The sequence below is a fragment of the Mycobacterium sp. E1214 genome, from assembly GCF_001666755.1.
In the GTDB taxonomy this organism is placed as follows: domain Bacteria; phylum Actinomycetota; class Actinomycetes; order Mycobacteriales; family Mycobacteriaceae; genus Mycobacterium.
In genome coordinates this window covers 56,166-73,287 of the sequence record NZ_LZJC01000072.1, presented here as the reverse complement: position 1 = coordinate 73,287, position 17,122 = coordinate 56,166, and the positions used below count along the sequence as shown (strand labels likewise).

Below are 17,122 nucleotides of genomic sequence, written 5' to 3'. Positions count from 1 at the left end.
TTCACTCCGACTCGGTAAGTTACCCCATAAACTAAGGGTTGCCTAACCATAGGTCAACTCCGGTGGGCGGTCGGTAACCTGGACTCATGAGCGGTGACGCGCTGGGCCGGCCGGAGGCGCCGGTGCTGCTCTACGACGGCGTGTGTGGCGTCTGCAACTGGGCGGTGCGCACCATTCTGCGGTTCGACCGGCGCGGCACCCTGCGGTTCGCCGCCCTGCAAAGCGATTACGCGCAAGGCGTTTTCGGCCGGCACCCCGCGATCAAGGACGTCGACTCCATGGTGTTCGTCGAGGCGCCCGGCGGCGCGGGCGAGCGGGTCTTCGTACGCTCCGCGGCCGCGATCCGCGTCGCGGATTACCTCGGCGGCCCGTGGAAGCTGTTCACGGCCGCCGGCGTGATCCCCGGCCCCCTGCGGGACCGGCTCTACGACGGCTTCGCCGGCATCCGCTACCGCATCTTCGGCAAATACGACACGTGCCCGTTGCCGTCGCCGGATGTGCGGGCCCGCTTCCTCGACGCCTAGTCGCCGGCGAGGTCCGCCTCGGACTCTTTGCGCTTGAGCTCGGCCAACTTGCGGTCGTCGATCGCGGCCTCGCGGTGGCGGGCCGCCGATTCGCGGTGAATCTCGTCGTGGGACGCGCCCTGGCGGATGGTCTGGTCCTGGACCCGCGCAACCCGATCGTGCTGGCGCGCCGACTCCTCGAAGCTGCGCGCGGCCGACAGGCCGGCGTGGGCGGCCCGCTCCCGCGCCTGCGCGGCCCGGCGCTCGGCGCGCGCGATCTCCTGGTCGGTGACCGCCGCCTCGCGCAGTGCGGGCGGCTCGTATTCGCTGGCCATGGCTGCTCCCTCGGGTCCGTGACTACACGTACCCGCCGCCGGGCGGTTGAAGCCTGTCGGCTCAGTGCGGCTGGTTGGCCATGAAGCAGCGCACCCGTTTGGCGGCGTCGTCGGGCTTGACGCCCATGCCGACCAGTCGCTGCACCACCTGGTCGGAGGACCAGCCGGAATCCAGGTCGACCGCGATCACGTGCACGCTGGGAAACCAGAATTCGGCGTTGACTCCCGGCGGCGGAGGCTTGGCATCCCCACCGACGCACGCGACGTAGCCCGGGACGCCGGTGTCGGCGTGCGCCGGCCAGGCCCCCAGTAGCGCGAGCGGCGCGGCGATCAGCGCGGCGCCGACGTGGGTGAACCGCATGGGGGAAAGATACCCGGCCGCGGCAGCGGCTGAGCCGGAAACGCCAGCATGCCCGCCGCGGCGGCGCTGATCGGTGAGTGCGGGCGGAGGGACTCGAACCCTATTCAGCTACCTGATGACGGTGGCGAAAAGGCCCTCAACTGCGAAAATACATAACGGTATTTCACCACAGTTATCTGTAACTGCGGCCAAATTGCGGCCACGTGTCGGCCACGCCCGCTCTAATAGGCCCCGAGCACCTCCCGCACTGACAACCGACCCGTTCATCCCTCATCCAGCCCTCGAAAGGAACAGACCATGATCACCACCACCACCACCCCGCGCCCGAACTATCCGCTGCCTGCCGGCGCGGCCGAAGTAAACGAGTGGGAGCCTCCCACTCGGACCGGAGACAATCAGCCCTCGCGCTACTTCACCGGCACCATTCGCACGGTCGCCGCGTGTTCGGAAATCGATGTAGTGATCGCCGGTACCCAACAACAGGACGGCACCGTGCAACGCGAGGTGCTCGTCCATCGGACGCACGCCGACCATCCGCTCACGTTGGAGCAGGCTCGAGCACTCGGCGAGGCGATCCTCGCCGCGGTCAACGAAGCCGAAGCCGACGGCCACAGCGATGGCTAGCCACCCCTGCCAGCGGTGCGGCTACGCGCCCAGGCGGTCCATAAGGGCCGCCTGGGCGGATCGACACCCAGCTGCAGCAGTATGCGTCGGCGCCTTCATCGGCCTACCCTCGCTCTACACCGTGGTCGGCGTAATCCTGGCGTACCCGTGGTTCTTCGTGCCGGTGCTCGTCGTCGCCTGCGCCGTGGTCGTCGACCGCAGGATGCGCCAGCGCGCGGCCATCGCCGCCAGGGCCGACTGGGAACACCGAGCACTGATGGCGAAGCACTTCTCAGGGTTGACCCTAAAAAGGCAGTTCACCGCGCCACCAGTCTTTTTCGGATTGCCCCGAAAAAGCCGAAGCCGGTGCGCGGCCGATCATTGGTCGAAGACCGAGCCATTATGGAGTCGGGGGTGATCAGAACCGATGACCGCGAAGGATCCGAGCGCGTACGTGATTGGCGACGACGTCGAGGTTGACGACGTCGACCTCGAGCAGGAAGCGGTGTACGTCAACGGTGAGCGTCTCACCGACGAACGGGTTGAGCAGATGGCGGCCGAGTCGGTGCGGCTGGCGCGGGCCCGCGAGAAGAACCCTGGCGCCATGGAGATGCAGTAACAAGGCCGCCGGGGTCTACCGCACCACGGCAGCGCGCGGCGCCGCCGGCGGCGGCTTTGGGGCGGCGCCCACCACCGTCGCATAAGCGTTCGCAAGCTGCTCAAGGTTCGCCGGGGTGGTGTACTCCCCGGCGCTCGCCTTGATCGCATGCAGCAATGTCTCTGCCGTGCCGGCTATAAGGTCCCTGATGTTCTCCCCAGACATGCTTACGGACGGTAGCCGCCAATCCCCTGTCACGTGACCGAATCTGGTAGGAGAGTCGTTCCCTGGCCCGCGTCGCGAAGATCGGTGATACAGAGACCAGAGGAATAGTTGGAGAGACCACCTTTCCCGCCGTAGAGTCAGCGCGTGGTGGAGGTGAGCAAGAACAAGCTCAACAGGTGCGGGGAACTGGTCCGCCGCTACGCGTACGAGGATGCTGACGTCTCAGACGCCGCCATCGACGAGGCGCTGCACGTCATCCACAGCTTTCGGGAAGCGCACGCGTATCCGCTGCTCAAGGTACGAAACGGATTGACCAGCATGGTCAGAACAGAGATCGCGGACGACGTGATCGGCCAGCGTCTGAAACGGGTACCACGAATCATTCGGAAGCTCCAGCGCACGGTCGGCTCACCGACTGGCACAACGATGCTGGCGAGGCTGGAAGACATCGGCGGGGTCCGTGCGATTTTGAGGGACGGCGACGAGCTGAATCGAGTTCGCCGACGTGTCGAGAAGAACTGGAAACAGCAATTCCGGCGCGAACCGCGTGACTACATCACCTCTCCCAAGGAAATCGGCTACCGCGCGGTGCACTTTGTAGTCATTCGCGATGACCGAGCGATTGAAGTTCAGTTGCGTACGCGGGGCCAACAGCAGTGGGCCGAGGCTGCAGAGGCAGCGGATGCCCGGCTCGGACATCGGGGGGTGAACCTCAAGGATGGGGAGGCGCCTGTGGAGATGTTGGAATACTTCGCGGCCACCGGTGATTTGATTTACCGACGTGAATATCGGTTACCCGTATCCTCAGAGCTACTTGCGAGGGTCGAGGCTGCGCGCCGTGCAGTGATCAGTCAGGGCTACTACAGCGGGTAGAATCAAGTGAGCAGGTCAGATAGGGGATGTTGTGGCTAGAGGCGACGCGGTGTACTTCCTACTCGTTTTCAGCTTCGATGAGGGTCGGCTGATTCACCAGATGGACTACGTAAACAGCGATGAAGCGATCGCCGCGTACAACGCAGCCGAGAAGCAGTACCGACCGCATCTGGACCGCTTCGAAATCGTCCTTATCGGCGCCGACAGCATCGCGACGGTAATGAAGACGCACGGCCACTACTTCAACCCATCCGAGAGCTCAATCTTCTCGGAGTTCCTCCGCGACCCGCAGACGGTTTAGGGCCTGCGCAGGTCGAGACCACCGCAGATGGCGCCCGGCGTAACCCTCATTCGGCTGTCGTGGTTCGCGAACTTCGACCTCTAACCTTCCAGCGTCAGAGGTCGCGGTAGTCGGTGACGTCGACTTCGCCGTTCTCCTCGAGCCAAAGCCGTCCAGCGTCGTCGTCCGACCACGAGATTCTGTCAAGTGGAGTCACAATCGCCCGTGGCGGGTAGATCGTCGCAAGCCCTAGCCTCCCCTTGCGTGTCGGTGCCGCGAACCGGACGGCCGAAGGCAGAGCGCCGAACGGCACATTGACCGTCTCGCCGGCCCGCAAGCCGTCGAGGATCCGCTGCCGAGGGAACGGAACACCCTGACGATTCGTGCGACTGCCGTTCGCCTCCCATAGGCGCAAGTCCGCCTCGAAGTGGTGCCGCAGCGCGGCGTACACACCCGCCGAATCGACCCTCGGTGTGCCGATCCTGGCCATCATGCGCTCCCATCTCGGTGCCACCGCTGGTTTGCTGAATAGGCGTGCCGCGCGCTTTTGGCTTGACCGACACCGAACTGGACGCGCGACACCAGGTCGACCACCTGACGGTCGCACAACCGGATCTCGCTGCTGAGCTTCGTCAGGATTGACGGGCGTCGCTCGCCGACGAGCTCTTCGTCGTAGACCCAGCGCAGCTCTTCAGCCCTGTCGGCCGAAGCACACGCCCGATCGACGGCCTCGAGTTCCCGCTCGGTGAGCTCGAGAAACGGCTCTCGGAGTTCCTCGCGGGCGTGCTCCAATGCCGCATTCAACCGATACCGAAGCTGTTGACCTGCCTTCGGCTTGCGACGCCGACGCCGCCGTTTGACCTGTTCAGATCCAGCCATCAACCCCGCCCGTTCGTCGACGGCCGAGTCGCCGCGTTGCCGAAAATTTTCATCGCATGCGACGGAGGCCGAGACGCTATGCCAACCGGCGAGGCCATGTAGGCGTGCGGGACTACCCCCCCAGGGTGTGCCGCACACGCAGCGGCGATGGAAGAAAGCCTTCGACGCGCGGTCGCCACGGCGCCAATAGCTCGCGGTGGCTGATTCCGGCTTGGTGGGCCTGCCTTCGCGATCTGAGTGCTTCTGCGGGCGGTCGTCGCGGTGCGTCGGTAGGCTCGAGGGTTGCGCAGTCGCGCACCGTCAGTTTCTCGTATGAACGGAATCCGTGCCAGTGAACCAGCCCAGTCCCGCAGCCTCAGTCTTCGCAGCGGACCTCCCGTCGATCTATCCGGCCTTAACCCAGCCGGACCTCCAGCAGCTTGCTGCGCTCGACCGTTCGGACTCCAGTAAGGCGGTTGCAGTCGTCGCCGGGGTCGCTCCCGCGCTAGCGGGCCGCCTACGATCGCTTGCCACTCCAGCGCACCTGAATGATTATCTTCGACTGCTGAACGGGACTGCTGTTGTGATTCTGAAGTTGTGGGACTTATTGGGTGCCGCGCCGCCTCCGGCTGCCATCTACAGCGTTTTTGCGACGATAGAGGGCTAGTCTGCGGCATTGCGTGGTGGCGCTCGGCGTGCTGCATCAGAAGTTGCTCGCTGCCAGGGCACCAGAGGTGCCGTTCGTCGCGACCATCCACGTTGCGGCACTGAACATTTGAGCCGGTGACGTTCCGGGGCCGGCGTAGAGGTTGTACTGCGCGTTGACTTGCGGGTTCGGCTCGGATCCCGATCCGCTGTCGTAGGTCGGGTACAGGCCCTTCGGCACGTTGAAGGTGTCCTTGTTCTCGGGATTGTCGTCGCTGTAAGCGATCAGCTGGTTGGTGTTCTTGTCGAGCTGCAGGTGGACGTTGCCCATGAGGTTGGCACCTGCGGCGCCCTCGATGTCGGTGAGCCAGCGGCCGACGTAGCTTCCGATGAGGTGGTAGACCTCTTGGCCGAAGTCGATGGCGGCGTTGACGCCTTGGAGGATGCTGCCGATTAGTTGGGCGATTTGGCCTGCGGAGGAGACGGCTGCGCTGGCGCCCATGTCCATGCCGCCTGAGGCGCCTCCGATTGCGCCGACTGCCGATATGACGGCTCCGACGGCGTTGGCGATGTTGGCGGCCTCGGTGATGTATTTCTGGACGTCGTCGATCAGCTTGTTGATGTCTTCGGTGTTGCGGACGCCGTAGACGAGGCGGTCGGCGATGTCTTGTGTCGCGGTGAGCGAGTCGAGGCCGCCTTGGATGGCTTGGATGATGCTGCTGGCGATTTGGGATGCGCTGCCGGCGATGGAGCTGAACATCTGCGCCGGGCTTTGGTCTTGCGTGTAGCCCTGCTGCTGGGCGATCTGGTTCTGCGCGCTGGTCAAGGCGTCGATGGTGTTCTTGTTGCCGATCGCGTCTTGCGTCTTGAGGCCCGTGATCGTGGTCGAGATGCTGTTGAGCGTCGACAGCACCGTTTGGTCGGATGCGCCTGGCGTCTTCGCGGCGTCGATCTGCGATGCCAGCGCCGGGTTCCCGGCGAGGTAGGCGTTGAGGAGCTTGTCGTTGATCGTCTTGTTCTGCCCGGTGTTGTCCTGCAGCACCTTGAGCGCGTTGTTGACGTCCGGGTACGGCGTCTGGCCGGGCTGGGCTCCCCCGGCGCCGGCGGCTTGGGCCTGTGTGGGATCAATCGGAGCGCCGGGTGAGCCTGTGACCGGGCGGTAGAAGTGTTGGGTGAACGCTGGGTCGAAGGCTCCGGTGCCGCCGATGCCGCGAGCGGCCGCCGCTTCGTCGCTCCCCCAGTTGAACGGCGTTCCACCGGGCAACGTGGCCTGCATGTGGTGGTCGTTGAAGCCGACGTTGAACGCGCCGGGTACCAGCGCGTTAGTCGGCATGAAACCGCGCGACGTCAGCCACTGCGCTGCGTTGCTCGTCGCCATCTGCCGGCCAGCGGTCGACGCGCCGTCCATCATGTTGATCAGGTCTTCGACGGCGCTGGAGCAGTCGCCAATGCCCTTGGCGAGGTCCGCAGCCTGCGTCTGCAAGTAGATGCCCGACGGCACATTGGCGAGCAACGCCGCGTCGCCGGCATATCCACCGGGCGCGCCGGGAGCAGAGGCAGGCGAGGCGCCGGGCGCGGCGGGCGGTACCGGCTGGCCGTCGATCTGAACGCGCGGCGGGAAGCTGGGCGTCGCTCCGCCGCCGCTACTGCCAGCGGCGGGCACCGGTGGAAGCGCGACCTTGCCGTCCGGGCCGACGGTGGCCCCGGCCGGGAACCGTTGCGGCGTGCCGGGAGGCAACACGGTGCCTTCGGGGTACGACAGCGAGCCGTCGCGGCCAATACGCACGCCAGGAGGCAACGTGATCGGCGGCGTGCTCGGTGCGGGCCCCGCGGCCGGTGCGCCGGCCGTAGGAATGTCACCAGGCGCCGCGGCGCCGGTTGTCGACGCCCACGTGGGCTTGCCGAACTTGTCGAGCAACGCGGGGTAGACCTTGGTCTGGTCAGCGATCGCCTTGGCGAGCTTGTCTCCGTAGCTCGGGTCCGCGGCGCCTTGCATCCGGTGCCACAGGAAGTTGATGAATCCCTGCTGGTCGGTGATCGTGCCGCCCGGGCCGACCACCTGCGACTTGGTCGGGCCGCCAGAGCCGAGGCCGCCGGCCATGTAGTTCTTGAAGAACAGGTCGATCGCGGCCTGCGGATCTTTGTCGATGTCGATGCCCTGCGCCTTGGCCTCCGGGCCGAAGCCCATGAAACCGACGTTCGAGAATCCGCTCTCCTCCTGAGCGATGCCGAGGATGCCCTGGATCTCTTGGTCGGACAGACCGAGCGACTTGCCCTTGGCAATGATCGCGAGTTGCTTGTCTTCGACGGTCGAGGTGGCCGTCAGCGGCTTTGTGCCGTCCGGCCCGATCGCGGTGTGCGTGCCCGGGTTCGTGCCGCTGTTACCAAGCACGTCGTTCCACGATGGGCCTTGCGACAACGCCTTTCGCTGCAGCTCCTCCTGCTGCTGCTCCGAGAGCTGCTGCGGGCTCAGCTTGCGCCACGTCGGTGTCTTGAGGCTGGGGATCATGCCCATCACTTGACCGAGTGGTTGCGCGAGGTTCTGGAAGAGCAGGTTCGTTCCGCTCTGGACCGCCTGCAGCATGGCACCGAGATCGGTGGCCAGTCCGGCCAGACCGCGGTTCTTCGACGGTTCGTGCGTCAGGTACTTGTCGAGAATGCTGACGTTGGCGTGGGCGATGTTGTTCGGCAGCAGAGCGCCGCCCTCAGATCCCGCTCCGCCTGCCGCCGGCGCCCCACCGCCAGCACCGGACGCCGCGGCCGCGCCTGCCGTGCCCGCCCCCGCAGTCCCGGCGCTGAGCTCACCGACGACCGAATCCGCGGTGGCGTGCGCGGCCGCCTGGACGCTCGGCTGCGCCGACGCCATGCCCGCCGCGAAGTTCTTGGTGAGGTTCGCGCCCATCTGGTTGGGCGAAACGTCATGCAGCGGACCGCGATCGGCGGGCGAGTTCGTCGACAGGAACTGCGTGACGAGCCCACTGATTCCCGTCAGAGCGCCAGTCAGCAGCTGGGTACCCGACATGTCGGTGATGCCCTTGATGAAGTTGCTGATGAGGTTCTTACCCCACTGCAGCGCCTTATTCGGCAGGTCGGTGAAGAAGTTGCTGATGGCGTTGCCGATTCCGGTCAACGCGCCCGGAACGTCCGATACCCACTTCTTCACGTTCTCGAGGAAGCCAGTGAACCAGTTGATAACGGACGCACCGGAACTGGTGAACCACGTCAGGATTGAAACGAAGTCACGGACGAAGCCGATGATGATCGGCCAATACGGTTGGGTCGCCTGAATCAAGGACGTGATCGCCCCGAAGAACTTCGGGAGCTGCGGGCCGACGTGCTCGACGAGGTCCAAGAACGCCTGCACCAGCGGCTGCAACTGCGGCAGCAGCGCGACGAACGCGTTCGCGAGGTCTTGGAAGATCTGCGGCAGTTGCGGCCCGATGGTGGCCATCAGCTGGGCGAACGCCGTAGACATGCCGGTGAGGAACGAATTGATGGCCGGCGCCATCCCGACGATCGACGGGCCGAGCGCCTGCATAGTCGAGGCAAACGTGTTGAACACCGTCTGCCAGCCCGGCGCAGTCGCGACACCCAGATTGACGAAAGCCGAACTGAGAGCGACCAATCCGTCCAAGAGTGGCTTGAGCATCGGCGTGAACGCATCCGTGGCGGTGCGCAGCGTGCTGAAGAAGTCGGCCAGCGCCTTCTGTCCCTGCTCCGACTGGGTCCAGCCGTTGAGCTGGGCGGTGATCTTGTCGAGGAAGCCGAGAAGGCCGCCGCCACCGAACTTGTCGGCGATGCTCATGATGCTGTTGAACGACGCACCGAACGAGTAGGCGATGTTCACCAGGTGGTCAAATGCGTTGATAGCGGTCTGGATCCACTGCTGCAGCGCGCCGCTCTGCGCTGCGCCTTGCACCACCTGGTCGAAGAATCCGAGGATGCGGGTGATGTCTTGGCCGATCTCCTGGAAGAAGCCGGAGCCGACGACGGTCAGGGTGGTGAAGATGTCCAGGAGCGGCTGCATCGCCGGCATCATTGCCTGCAGGCCCTTGCTGATGTTGTCGACGAACATCTGGAAGTCGGCCATCGCCTGCGGCGTCATGAAGCCCTTGGCCAAGATGTCGGCGGCCTCACCGAAGATCCCGGCGACGCGTGACATCGCTGCAGTCAGCGCCGGAAGCCACGTTTGGATAAGCGGCGCAACGTCATTCATCACCTTCGTGAAGAACGAGTCCTGTACCGCGCCCCCGGCGAGCTTGAACATGTCGCGGAAGTTGGCGATCTGCAGCATGGTGTGCGCGGCCGCCGGACCCATCTCCGCGATGTCCTGCAGGAACTTCTTCGGGTCGTCGCTCATCATGTCCTTGAGCGCGTCACTGACCCCGTGGAATGCGAGCTTCAGTGTGCCCATGGAGAATCCGACGCCAGCTATCACGCTGGGCAGCAGTCCGAGACCACCGGAGAGTTGCCGCACCGCGTCGGCGACCTCGATGATGCCTTGGACACCAGCTGCGCCGGCAAGCCCGGCCAGGCCGCCGAGTGACGGCAGCGCCAGCGTCATGCCGCCGATCTTGGCGAACGCGGCCTCGAATCCCGCGATGTCGCGGATGAAGTTCCGGACGTGCTGCGATCCGGCTGATGCGCTCCTGCTGATACCGTCGAATCCCTTGGCGGCCAATTCGAGTCCGCCAGCGACACCTTCGGCCTCGGGGCCGAGCACGGTGAGGACTTTCGCGACGCCGGTCAGTCCGCGGGCCAGCGCGGTCGACTTGCGTTCGGCGTCTTCTTGCACCGTGGACAGGCGGGTGATGTTGCGCTCGAGCGCCGGGATGATGCCGCTCAGCGAGCGCATGACGCGGCCGCCGACGTTCAGCTCATTGCTCAGCGCCCGCGACGCGTCGCGCTCCGCGTTGGTCGCCGCGGCGTGCTGCTTCTTGGCCTCGGTGACCCGCTCGTGCGCCACCTGGACGTCGCGCAGCGATGCCCGCGTGTCGAGCAGGGTCGCGTTGTACGCCTTCTCGGCCTGGTTGACCTCGGCGCCGGTGCGTTGCACGTCGCGCAGACGTTGCTCGTAACCCTGCGCCGCGGTGCCCGACTGCCGCATCTGCTTGTCGGTGTCGCCGAGCGCCTTGTTGGTCTCGGTCAGCTGGTCTTCGAGCTTCCCCGCCGAGCCGGTGGCCTTGTCGAGGTCGACGATCGCCTTGCTGATGCCGCTGTCTTCGTAGTCGATCTCGAGCTTTCCGCGCGCGGTGCCCAGGTTGTAATCAGTGATCGGACCCGCCTCCCTCCGCCATCACGCCCTACCCATTCCCCGCAGCGCAGCGACCGCACGTTCTTTCGGCGTGGAGAAGTCACGAACCGATGCACCCGACTGGAGGCTCCGCGGGGGACGCGAGGTGTGGGCACCGAACTTTCCGACAAGGGTCGCGACGTCGGCCGCGATCTCATCGGCGGTGCTTCCCGTGACTCGGTCCCACAGGTCCGGGTCAAGGTGAGCCTTGGCACTAATCTGCTGACGCAGGAGCTGCGTCTTCAAGCTCTGGTTGTCGGCCTCGAGGGTGCCGTCCTGATGAGACGCTTCTGAAGAGTTTCCTTGCGAATCACCCTTGGGCGCAACCGAAGCGGCCAGCGCATCGTCTTCAGCATCATTGGGCGCCGACACGACGGGCGGGGTATGCGCTGAGCCACTGCCCCTCTCGTCCTCGGTGCCGGTGGTGTGGGAGTCGTCGCCGGCGGATGCCGTCGCGAGCAGCGCATCGAACTGGTCGACTCTGGCCTTCAAGTCGTCGTAGTCCGCGTACCTGGCTTCGACCCGGCGCCGTTCTTGTGCGAGGTAGGAGTTGAGCTGCGCCTGCGTGAAGGTGCGCCCGTTAGTCGCCGTCACTAGCCGTCCTCCAACCCGTGTCGGCGTGAACCCGAATGCCCAGGGCGTGCCTTCCCTTTGACCGCCCCGGGCACCCGGTGCGCCCGCCGCAGCGCCGGGGCGGCATGACTTCCGGCGCCGCGGCGGGCTGACGCGCAACATCCCCGACCGAAGTCGCCATGGGGCGAAAGGAGAGCCGCCGAAACTTCGGCCCATGCCCTGGGGAGCGCGCTGCTTGTGGGAACCATCTCGGCCTTACTCGCCGACCTTCGAGTCCGCGAGTTGCTGCAGGGCCTCGTTGCTGTAGTGGCGGAGCTCGTCGGGCGGCGCGACGCGCCAGATGATGGCATCGGCTGCGTCCGTGCGGGGGCCGCTCGGGATGTTGTTGAGGTCGTCGATGAAGCTTTGCACGCCGAACTCTTGGCCGTAGGTGTTGGTGACGTCGGACCATCCACGGCTGTGCGCGTGGGCCGCGATAGCCTTCGCATACGGTTGGTCGTCGAGCAAGATGGCCTGCGATAACGCGGCTTTGGCGGCGGCGTGGTTGGTGATCTTGGCCGCCCGGTCGGCCGCGTCGCGCGCCGACATCGCGTCGGCCGCCGTCATGTCGCCCGCGAAGTTGCCGAAGGCGATCCGACGGCTTGTTGCCAGCTGCTGTTCACGCTCGGCAGCCCGCTCCTGGCGTGCCTTATCGGCGCTACGGCGGGCTGACAACGTCGCCAAGGCCAACTCACGGCGCTTGCCTTCCTGCGTCAGGGATCGATTCGCGCGGATCTCCTCCACTGCCGCGTTGAGGCGCTGCTGGATAACAGCCGCATGGCGCTTCGGTTCGTCGTAGTCAAGGGTGGGCATCGGGAGTTCTCCTTGGGTTGTGCTTACTTGGCGGTTCTTTGCAGCTGTGGCTCGTCAGGTGGCCGAGTCTCGACGATGAAGAGCTGGAACTCCTCGGCCGACATCAAGCGGACACGCTCGCGCACTGCGGCGTCGAATAGCTCCAACGCCGGCATCGTTCCCATCATCACGACCTACGTCCTTCGTCATGCTCGAGCACCGCGCGACGATCAAACACCCAGTCGCGACCCGTCTTCACGCCACCGAGCTCGTCGGCGTGCTTACGTACCCACCGCGTCGACACGTTCAGCATCACCGCGACGTCCTGGGAGTTGAGCGCGGGCTCATGACCCAATGATGTTGTGCCAGTGCCACTCCGCGTTCCGCGTGCGGAAAGTGCCTGCATGCGGCCATGATGACGAACCAGCCATGCAGGTAGCGGGATACCTTGAAGCCGCCAAGTGTCGAGCAGCTTTGACGCGCACGCCAAGGCGGCAGTGACGTCCTCGTCACGCATCAGCGTCACCCTCAGCCGGAGCATCAATGAACATCGGTGGCCGGTCCGCGCCGACGACATCCAGAATCCCCGGCGCACTGACCACTACGGACACCTGCCGACCGTTGGCGCACACATGCCGCTCCACCAGCGTCCGCGGCTGGTTGGCGGGATCAGCGGGGTCCGGGAACCAGCGGTAATCCAAACGGCAGCCCGGTTCGATCTCGACGCTCGTTTGGATTTGGCGGCCATCGGAGTAGTGGTTGAAATCGTGAGCGTCCGCGCACAAGCGGGAGGCCAGTTCAACCGCCAGGCCGCGGAATTGCCGAACCAGGTCGATGGCGGTCTCCAACTCCGCCTCGGAACCTTGCTTGACGGCAACACTGCGCAAGCGGCCGAGCACGGCGCCCAACTGCCCGTGGCCTTCGGCCGCAAGGAATTTCAGGGCGTCGAGGGCGCCTTGCTGTGTCACTGTGTCTCCTCAGTGTCGGGTGCGGGGTGGCATGGTTCGGAGAAATCGCGGGCGTATACCTTGCCGTCTCCAGTGCCGACGCCAGCAGTTGCGCGATCGACGCAGGGGACGCGGCGCGCAGCACCGTCATCGGTCATGCACCACTGGCCAGGCTCAGCGCCGCAGTGCGCGCAGCTGATGTCCAGAGCACCGGTATCGGTGTATGCGGCCCGGATAGGTCGACCTTTCATTGCTTGCCCTCCGACTGTTTCCGAGTGTTTCCCACCGTTTCCGAAACGGTGGGCAGCGGTCCGTGTGCGACCGTTTCCCGCGTTTCCCTCCCTAAGAGGGAAACGCTCGGGGAAACGGTCGCGGAAACGGTCGGAGCAGCTCGGTACCGTTTCCCGTTTCGGGGGCCCTGAATCTCGGTGACGAGACCCGCCACGATCAGGTCGTCGACGGCTTCCCGGACAGCGGCGTGCCTGAAGCCGTGGCCTGCTTTGCGGAGTTCGGCGAGGAGCAGCCGCATCGACCCGACTTCGTGATCGGGTAGGGCGCAGATGACGTCGTGCACGGCGTTGGCCAGCTCGCCACCCGGATCGTCTTCTACGGGCTGTGATTCGTCGTCTCTTGGCGCGTAGAACCGCATCACGAAGTCGGGACCGAATGTCTGGGAGTCATCGACCACCAGCGAGCCCACGAACGTGGTGCCGGGGGTTTTCGTCGGCCGTCCCAGCGCGCGCAAGCTGCCCGGGCGGTCCTTGGTGATGAACACGTGGGAGCGGCCGCGGAGGCCGCGGCCGAATGGCTCCACGTTCTCCAGCAGAATCCGCGCGCCGTTGATCGCATTGCCCTTGTGGACCGAGCCGTAAGCCGCGTCGCGGCGCCCGCTTTCCCGCGCTGACTTGGGCAGGTGGTCACAGGCCAGCGTCGCCGCACCAGCCCGCAAGCAGGGCATGATCAGGCGCCGGCGAAACAGCGAGGCACCCTCGGCGGCCATGATGTCCGCGCCGTGCAGCGCCATGGCCTCGTTGACGCCGTCGTGGACGGCCAGGGAGGGGGCCGGGTCCAGAAGCGGCTCGAGCCAGCCCTTATGCAGGGGCCGTGAAGGTGCGACGAACCGCAGCCGCGCGGCAATGACGACGGGGTCGGCGCCGAGGAGCAGTAGCCGTTCTACCGTGCTGGTCGGATCGGACTCCTCGTAGTGCACGTACAGGACGTAGCGACCTTGCCTGAGCTCGGCGGCGACGCAGGCGTCCGCGAACCACGTTTTGCCCGACTCTGTTTCGCCGAGGACGACATGTTCGAGTCCGGGGTAGATGACCCGTGTGCCATCGGAGCGGGCGATTCCCATGCTCGGCTGGGGTCTATCGACTTCGCCGCGGAGGTAGGGTCCGAGGTCGATCGCTTCCCACGTGGTGGGCGCCTCCTGCGCTTGTGCGCCGTTGCGCTGGCGGTCGTCGCTGGATGGTTCATCCGGCGGCGGTGCCTCGAGGCCGTACAGGTTCGTTTCGAGGTACGTCATCGCGATCGCCTCATCCAGGGCTTCTGCCGTGAAAACTCTGTGCGGGTGCGGATTTCACGGCTGACGGCGGCCCAGTCAGCGGTCGCGGATATCGCCCGACTGGCGTCGGCGCACGCGGTTTGTGCGGTTTCGACCCTCAGAACGTGGTGCTCCCCGGCGACCGCGAGGGCCAGAAGCTTTCGCGGATCTTCTGCGCCCAGAGCACACCATGCTGGTGTTCCCGCGTGCGGTAGCGGTCCGACATTTGCCTGCGCAAGAACAGCTTCGAGAAACTCGTGGCAGGGCCACCACGCCGCTTGCCTGGATGATCCGGCGGTAGACTCTGCGGCAGCGATTGGCGTCGTCGAGGGTGCCCGGGCCTCTGAGCCCGGGCTTCTTCGTTGAAGCACCTATGCCGCGCCCCTAGGGTCGTCAGTGCGCTGCATCCGGTTGGCGGCGAGGTAGTCGAGGATGTCCTGCCGTAGGTAGCGGACGCGGCCGCCGATCTTGACGAAGGGGATGCCCGTGCCGCGGTAGCGGTCCTGCGCGAGGCTGCCCTCGCTGGTCTGGATGAATTTCGCCGTCTGTTCCGGGGTGGCCACCGCCGGCAACTCGGTATCTATGCAGGACAGGGGTGCCGCTGATCTGGCGGCCGCCTCGATGGTCGAAGAGTCTGGAGTGCTCACTTCGCGGTTCCCTTCTCTACTCTCATGTCATGCGATTACGCGTGATATGTGGCTCCGAGAATTGCATCCGCGTGATTCCTTGTCAAGCATCGCGGTTTCGCGTTACGGTGCGTGTTGTGAGCGAGTCGTTGGGGTGGGTAGTCGGCGCGAGCTGCCGCCGTATCCGCACCCAGCTCGGCATCACCCAAGACGATTTGGCGCGATATACCAAGGGTCTCGGGCTGCGGTGGACCGCAAGCAAGGTGGGCGACTTCGAAGCGGGCCGCTACGCGCCCACCTTCGCCACAGTGCTCGTTGTACTCCTCGCATTGAACCTCGCGGCCGCAGATTCGGGCGAAGCCGACGCTGGCGGTTTCACGCTGGCCGATTTGTTGGCCGGTAACGGCCTAGTGCAACTCACGGACACCTTGGACGTACCAGGCGATCACCTGGCCGATGTCTGCCGCGGCAAGAACTTCACGGAGCCCGGTCAGCGGAAAAAGTACGGCTTTACGCGTCTGCGCAGCCCCGGGCCGCTTCGTCCTGACGAGATACGCGCCACGGCAAAGGGATTGGCCAAGTTGACGGAGTACGTGGAGCCGTTCGCGGCGGGCGTTGCCGATGTCCTGCAGCGTTCGGGGCTGACCGAGTACAGGCTGGCCAAACAGCTCAAGATGAGCGACAAGGAGCTTGCAGCGCATTCGTTCGCTTTATGGCGCAGCACCTTCAGCGAAGAACGCGATCGCCGGGCCGGATCAGACGCCAATAGGCAGAAGAAGGGGCGGGTCTCGCGAGAGCTTCGCGTGGAACTCGAAAGGGCGTTGGCTGATGGCGACCATTAGCAAGTACCAAACTGCCAGCGGGGCAACGCTTTACCGTGTCCGCTACAGCACACCGGGTCGCGGCGAAACGCAGAAGCGTGGTTTCAAGACGAAGCGCGACGCCGAGCAGTGGGCCAACAGCGTCGAGGTCGACAAGCTGACCGGCCAGTACGTCAAGCCGTCGCTGGGCCGGATCCCAGTCGGCGAGCTGTCCGCCGACTGGCTGGCGCGCAAGAAGGAGTCCACGGCGCCGTCTCATTACCGGACGCTGGAATCGGCGTGGCGTGTCCACGTCGAGCCGCGGTGGGGTCGGGTGAGCGTCGCCGACGTCGATCTGCTCGGCGTGGAGGCGTGGGTCGCCGCGATGAGCCGCGACGGTAGCGGCGCAACAACGGTGCTGCGCGCCCAGGGCGTCCTGTCGGGCATCCTCGCCGACGCGGTGAAAGGTAAGCGGCTGGCGGCCAACCCGTGCAAGGGGATCGAGAACCTGCCCCGCAAGACCGCCCGCCGGCACGTTTACCTGTCGGCCGACGACGTGCAGCGGCTCGCCGACGAGTCCGGCGAGCACCGGGCGCTGGTAATGGTGCTGGCCTACTGCGGGCTGCGGTGGGGCGAGGCGATCGGTTTACGCGTCGCTGACGTGGAGTTCCTGCGGCGTCGGCTCACGGTCTCAGCGAACGCCGTCCAGCTAGGCGTGTGGCACGCTGTGGGCCCGACGAAGGGGCGGCAAGCCCGGTCGGTGCCGGTGCCCGGGTTCGTGCTTGACGAGCTGTCGCGGCAATGCAGCGGCAAGGCTCCAGGCGACCTTGTGTTCCCGGGCCGCGATGGAGGCTATCTGCAGCGGCCGAAGTCGGCGACCGGATGGTTTCAGGCGGCCGTCAAGCGCGCCAAGGTCCAAGCCATCACTCCGCACGATCTGCGGCACACCTGCGCGTCGCTGGCGGTCTCAGCCGGGGTGAATGTGCTTGCCCTGCAGCGAATGCTGGGCCACAAGTCGGCGAAGATCACGCTCGACACCTACGCCGACTTGTTCGACGACGACCTCGACGCTGTCGCGGTCAGCCTGCACGCCCGGTACTGCTCAAAAAATAACTGTGACTCACCTAAGTTACTCGCAAGTTTCGGCCAAAAACCGGCCACGGACCGGCCACAGGGCTAATCATCAAACATGAAAACCGCTATCTACCAGCGCAAACGGTCCTACAGC

At 65.5% G+C, this 17,122-nt stretch carries 19 protein-coding genes and 1 pseudogene; 7 read left to right on the top strand and 13 right to left on the bottom strand.

The features are described from left to right. Window positions 1-86: 86 nt before the first annotated feature. Window positions 87-524 (top strand): thiol-disulfide oxidoreductase DCC family protein, encoded by a 438-nt coding sequence (locus A5700_RS08345; protein WP_068073032.1) that lies wholly within the window; start codon window positions 87-89, stop codon window positions 522-524. On the opposite strand, the gene A5700_RS08340 is transcribed toward A5700_RS08345, so the two are convergent. Together A5700_RS08340 and A5700_RS08335 are read right to left on the bottom strand one after the other, a co-directional pair. After that, window positions 521-838, bottom strand: coding sequence for a hypothetical protein (locus A5700_RS08340; RefSeq protein WP_068073034.1), 318 nt, complete (start codon window positions 836-838; stop codon window positions 521-523). The genes A5700_RS08345 and A5700_RS08340 overlap by 4 nt on opposite strands. Before the next feature lie 61 nt (window positions 839-899). Continuing rightward, complete coding sequence (locus A5700_RS08335) at window positions 900-1,199, bottom strand: hypothetical protein (protein WP_068073036.1); 300 nt, start codon at window positions 1,197-1,199, stop codon at window positions 900-902. A 297-nt stretch (window positions 1,200-1,496) separates the two neighbouring features. Between A5700_RS08335 and A5700_RS08330 the strand changes: the two genes are divergently transcribed. Further along, complete coding sequence (locus A5700_RS08330) at window positions 1,497-1,823, top strand: hypothetical protein (protein WP_068073037.1); 327 nt, start codon at window positions 1,497-1,499, stop codon at window positions 1,821-1,823. Between the two features lie 406 nt (window positions 1,824-2,229). Continuing rightward, a pseudogene (locus tag A5700_RS26030) lies at window positions 2,230-2,415 on the top strand (DNA-binding protein); the annotation flags it as partial. A 21-nt stretch (window positions 2,416-2,436) separates the two neighbouring features. Here the strand turns inward: A5700_RS26030 and A5700_RS26025 are convergent. Then, a complete protein-coding gene (locus A5700_RS26025) occupies window positions 2,437-2,625 on the bottom strand; it encodes a hypothetical protein (protein ID WP_068073042.1) in 189 nt (62 codons plus the stop codon). 144 nt (window positions 2,626-2,769) lie between these two features. Between A5700_RS26025 and A5700_RS08310 the strand changes: the two genes are divergently transcribed. Together A5700_RS08310 and A5700_RS08305 are read left to right on the top strand one after the other, a co-directional pair. Beyond that, entirely contained in the window at window positions 2,770-3,498 is a 729-nt protein-coding gene (locus tag A5700_RS08310; RefSeq protein WP_068073046.1) for a RelA/SpoT domain-containing protein, read from the top strand. A gap of 31 nt (window positions 3,499-3,529) precedes the next feature. Then, the gene (locus A5700_RS08305) at window positions 3,530-3,799 is read left to right on the top strand and encodes a hypothetical protein (RefSeq protein WP_197502910.1); all 270 of its coding nucleotides are present in this window, start codon (window positions 3,530-3,532) and stop codon (window positions 3,797-3,799) included. Between the two features lie 94 nt (window positions 3,800-3,893). Here the strand turns inward: A5700_RS08305 and A5700_RS08300 are convergent, their stop codons facing one another. From A5700_RS08300 to A5700_RS08265, 10 genes are all read right to left on the bottom strand, one after another. Next, a complete protein-coding gene (locus tag A5700_RS08300) occupies window positions 3,894-4,271 on the bottom strand; it encodes a hypothetical protein (RefSeq protein WP_068073050.1) in 378 nt (125 codons plus the stop codon). Then, complete coding sequence (locus tag A5700_RS08295; protein WP_068073051.1) at window positions 4,268-4,570, bottom strand: hypothetical protein; 303 nt, start codon at window positions 4,568-4,570, stop codon at window positions 4,268-4,270. The genes A5700_RS08300 and A5700_RS08295 overlap by 4 nt, the downstream gene beginning before the upstream one ends. A gap of 769 nt (window positions 4,571-5,339) precedes the next feature. Then, window positions 5,340-10,388, bottom strand: coding sequence for a hypothetical protein (locus A5700_RS26920; RefSeq protein ID WP_068073052.1), 5,049 nt, complete (start codon window positions 10,386-10,388; stop codon window positions 5,340-5,342). Between the two features lie 189 nt (window positions 10,389-10,577). Beyond that, entirely contained in the window at window positions 10,578-11,168 is a 591-nt protein-coding gene (locus A5700_RS08285) for a hypothetical protein (RefSeq protein WP_068073054.1), read from the bottom strand. Between the two features lie 234 nt (window positions 11,169-11,402). Next, window positions 11,403-11,999, bottom strand: coding sequence for a hypothetical protein (locus tag A5700_RS08280; RefSeq protein WP_068073056.1), 597 nt, complete (start codon window positions 11,997-11,999; stop codon window positions 11,403-11,405). Window positions 12,000-12,165: 166 nt separating this feature from the next. Continuing rightward, window positions 12,166-12,495: a helix-turn-helix domain-containing protein gene (locus tag A5700_RS26020; protein ID WP_156671139.1), complete on the bottom strand. Its 330-nt coding sequence runs from the start codon at window positions 12,493-12,495 to the stop codon at window positions 12,166-12,168. Next, window positions 12,488-12,946, bottom strand: coding sequence for a hypothetical protein (locus A5700_RS08275; protein WP_068073058.1), 459 nt, complete (start codon window positions 12,944-12,946; stop codon window positions 12,488-12,490). Before A5700_RS08275 ends, A5700_RS26020 begins: the two co-directional genes overlap by 8 nt. Window positions 12,947-13,172: 226 nt before the next feature. Further along, a complete protein-coding gene (locus A5700_RS26915; RefSeq protein ID WP_068073060.1) occupies window positions 13,173-14,450 on the bottom strand; it encodes a hypothetical protein in 1,278 nt (425 codons plus the stop codon). After that, complete coding sequence (locus A5700_RS25230) at window positions 14,447-14,839, bottom strand: DUF2742 domain-containing protein (RefSeq protein WP_082960621.1); 393 nt, start codon at window positions 14,837-14,839, stop codon at window positions 14,447-14,449. Before A5700_RS25230 ends, A5700_RS26915 begins: the two co-directional genes overlap by 4 nt. Next, window positions 14,840-15,115: a helix-turn-helix domain-containing protein gene (locus tag A5700_RS08265; protein ID WP_369828247.1), complete on the bottom strand. Its 276-nt coding sequence runs from the start codon at window positions 15,113-15,115 to the stop codon at window positions 14,840-14,842. It lies immediately after the preceding gene. 116 nt (window positions 15,116-15,231) lie between these two features. On the opposite strand from A5700_RS08265, the gene A5700_RS08260 reads away from it, so the two are divergent. Together A5700_RS08260 and A5700_RS08255 are read left to right on the top strand one after the other, a co-directional pair. Next, window positions 15,232-15,936 (top strand): transcriptional regulator, encoded by a 705-nt coding sequence (locus A5700_RS08260; RefSeq protein ID WP_068073062.1) that lies wholly within the window; start codon window positions 15,232-15,234, stop codon window positions 15,934-15,936. Beyond that, a complete protein-coding gene (locus tag A5700_RS08255) occupies window positions 15,923-17,074 on the top strand; it encodes a site-specific integrase (RefSeq protein ID WP_082960622.1) in 1,152 nt (383 codons plus the stop codon). The genes A5700_RS08260 and A5700_RS08255 overlap by 14 nt, the downstream gene beginning before the upstream one ends. The last annotated feature ends 48 nt before the right edge of the window (window positions 17,075-17,122 follow it).

Excerpts from the sequence above, each read along its gene's own strand:
- A5700_RS08345 (WP_068073032.1), top strand. The coding sequence starts at position 87 with ATGAGCGGTGACGCGCTGGGCCGGCCGGAGGCGCCGGTGCTGCTCTAC.
- A5700_RS08340 (WP_068073034.1), bottom strand. The coding sequence starts at position 838 with ATGGCCAGCGAATACGAGCCGCCCGCACTGCGCGAGGCGGCGGTCACC.
- A5700_RS08335 (WP_068073036.1), bottom strand. The coding sequence starts at position 1,199 with ATGCGGTTCACCCACGTCGGCGCCGCGCTGATCGCCGCGCCGCTCGCG.
- A5700_RS08330 (WP_068073037.1), top strand. The coding sequence starts at position 1,497 with ATGATCACCACCACCACCACCCCGCGCCCGAACTATCCGCTGCCTGCC.
- A5700_RS26025 (WP_068073042.1), bottom strand. The coding sequence starts at position 2,625 with ATGTCTGGGGAGAACATCAGGGACCTTATAGCCGGCACGGCAGAGACA.
- A5700_RS08300 (WP_068073050.1), bottom strand. The coding sequence starts at position 4,271 with ATGATGGCCAGGATCGGCACACCGAGGGTCGATTCGGCGGGTGTGTAC.
- A5700_RS26920 (WP_068073052.1), bottom strand. The coding sequence starts at position 10,388 with ATGCGGCAGTCGGGCACCGCGGCGCAGGGTTACGAGCAACGTCTGCGC.
- A5700_RS08280 (WP_068073056.1), bottom strand. The coding sequence starts at position 11,999 with ATGCCCACCCTTGACTACGACGAACCGAAGCGCCATGCGGCTGTTATC.
- A5700_RS26020 (WP_156671139.1), bottom strand. The coding sequence starts at position 12,495 with ATGCGTGACGAGGACGTCACTGCCGCCTTGGCGTGCGCGTCAAAGCTG.
- A5700_RS26915 (WP_068073060.1), bottom strand. The coding sequence starts at position 14,450 with ATGACGTACCTCGAAACGAACCTGTACGGCCTCGAGGCACCGCCGCCG.
- A5700_RS08255 (WP_082960622.1), top strand. The coding sequence starts at position 15,923 with ATGGCGACCATTAGCAAGTACCAAACTGCCAGCGGGGCAACGCTTTAC.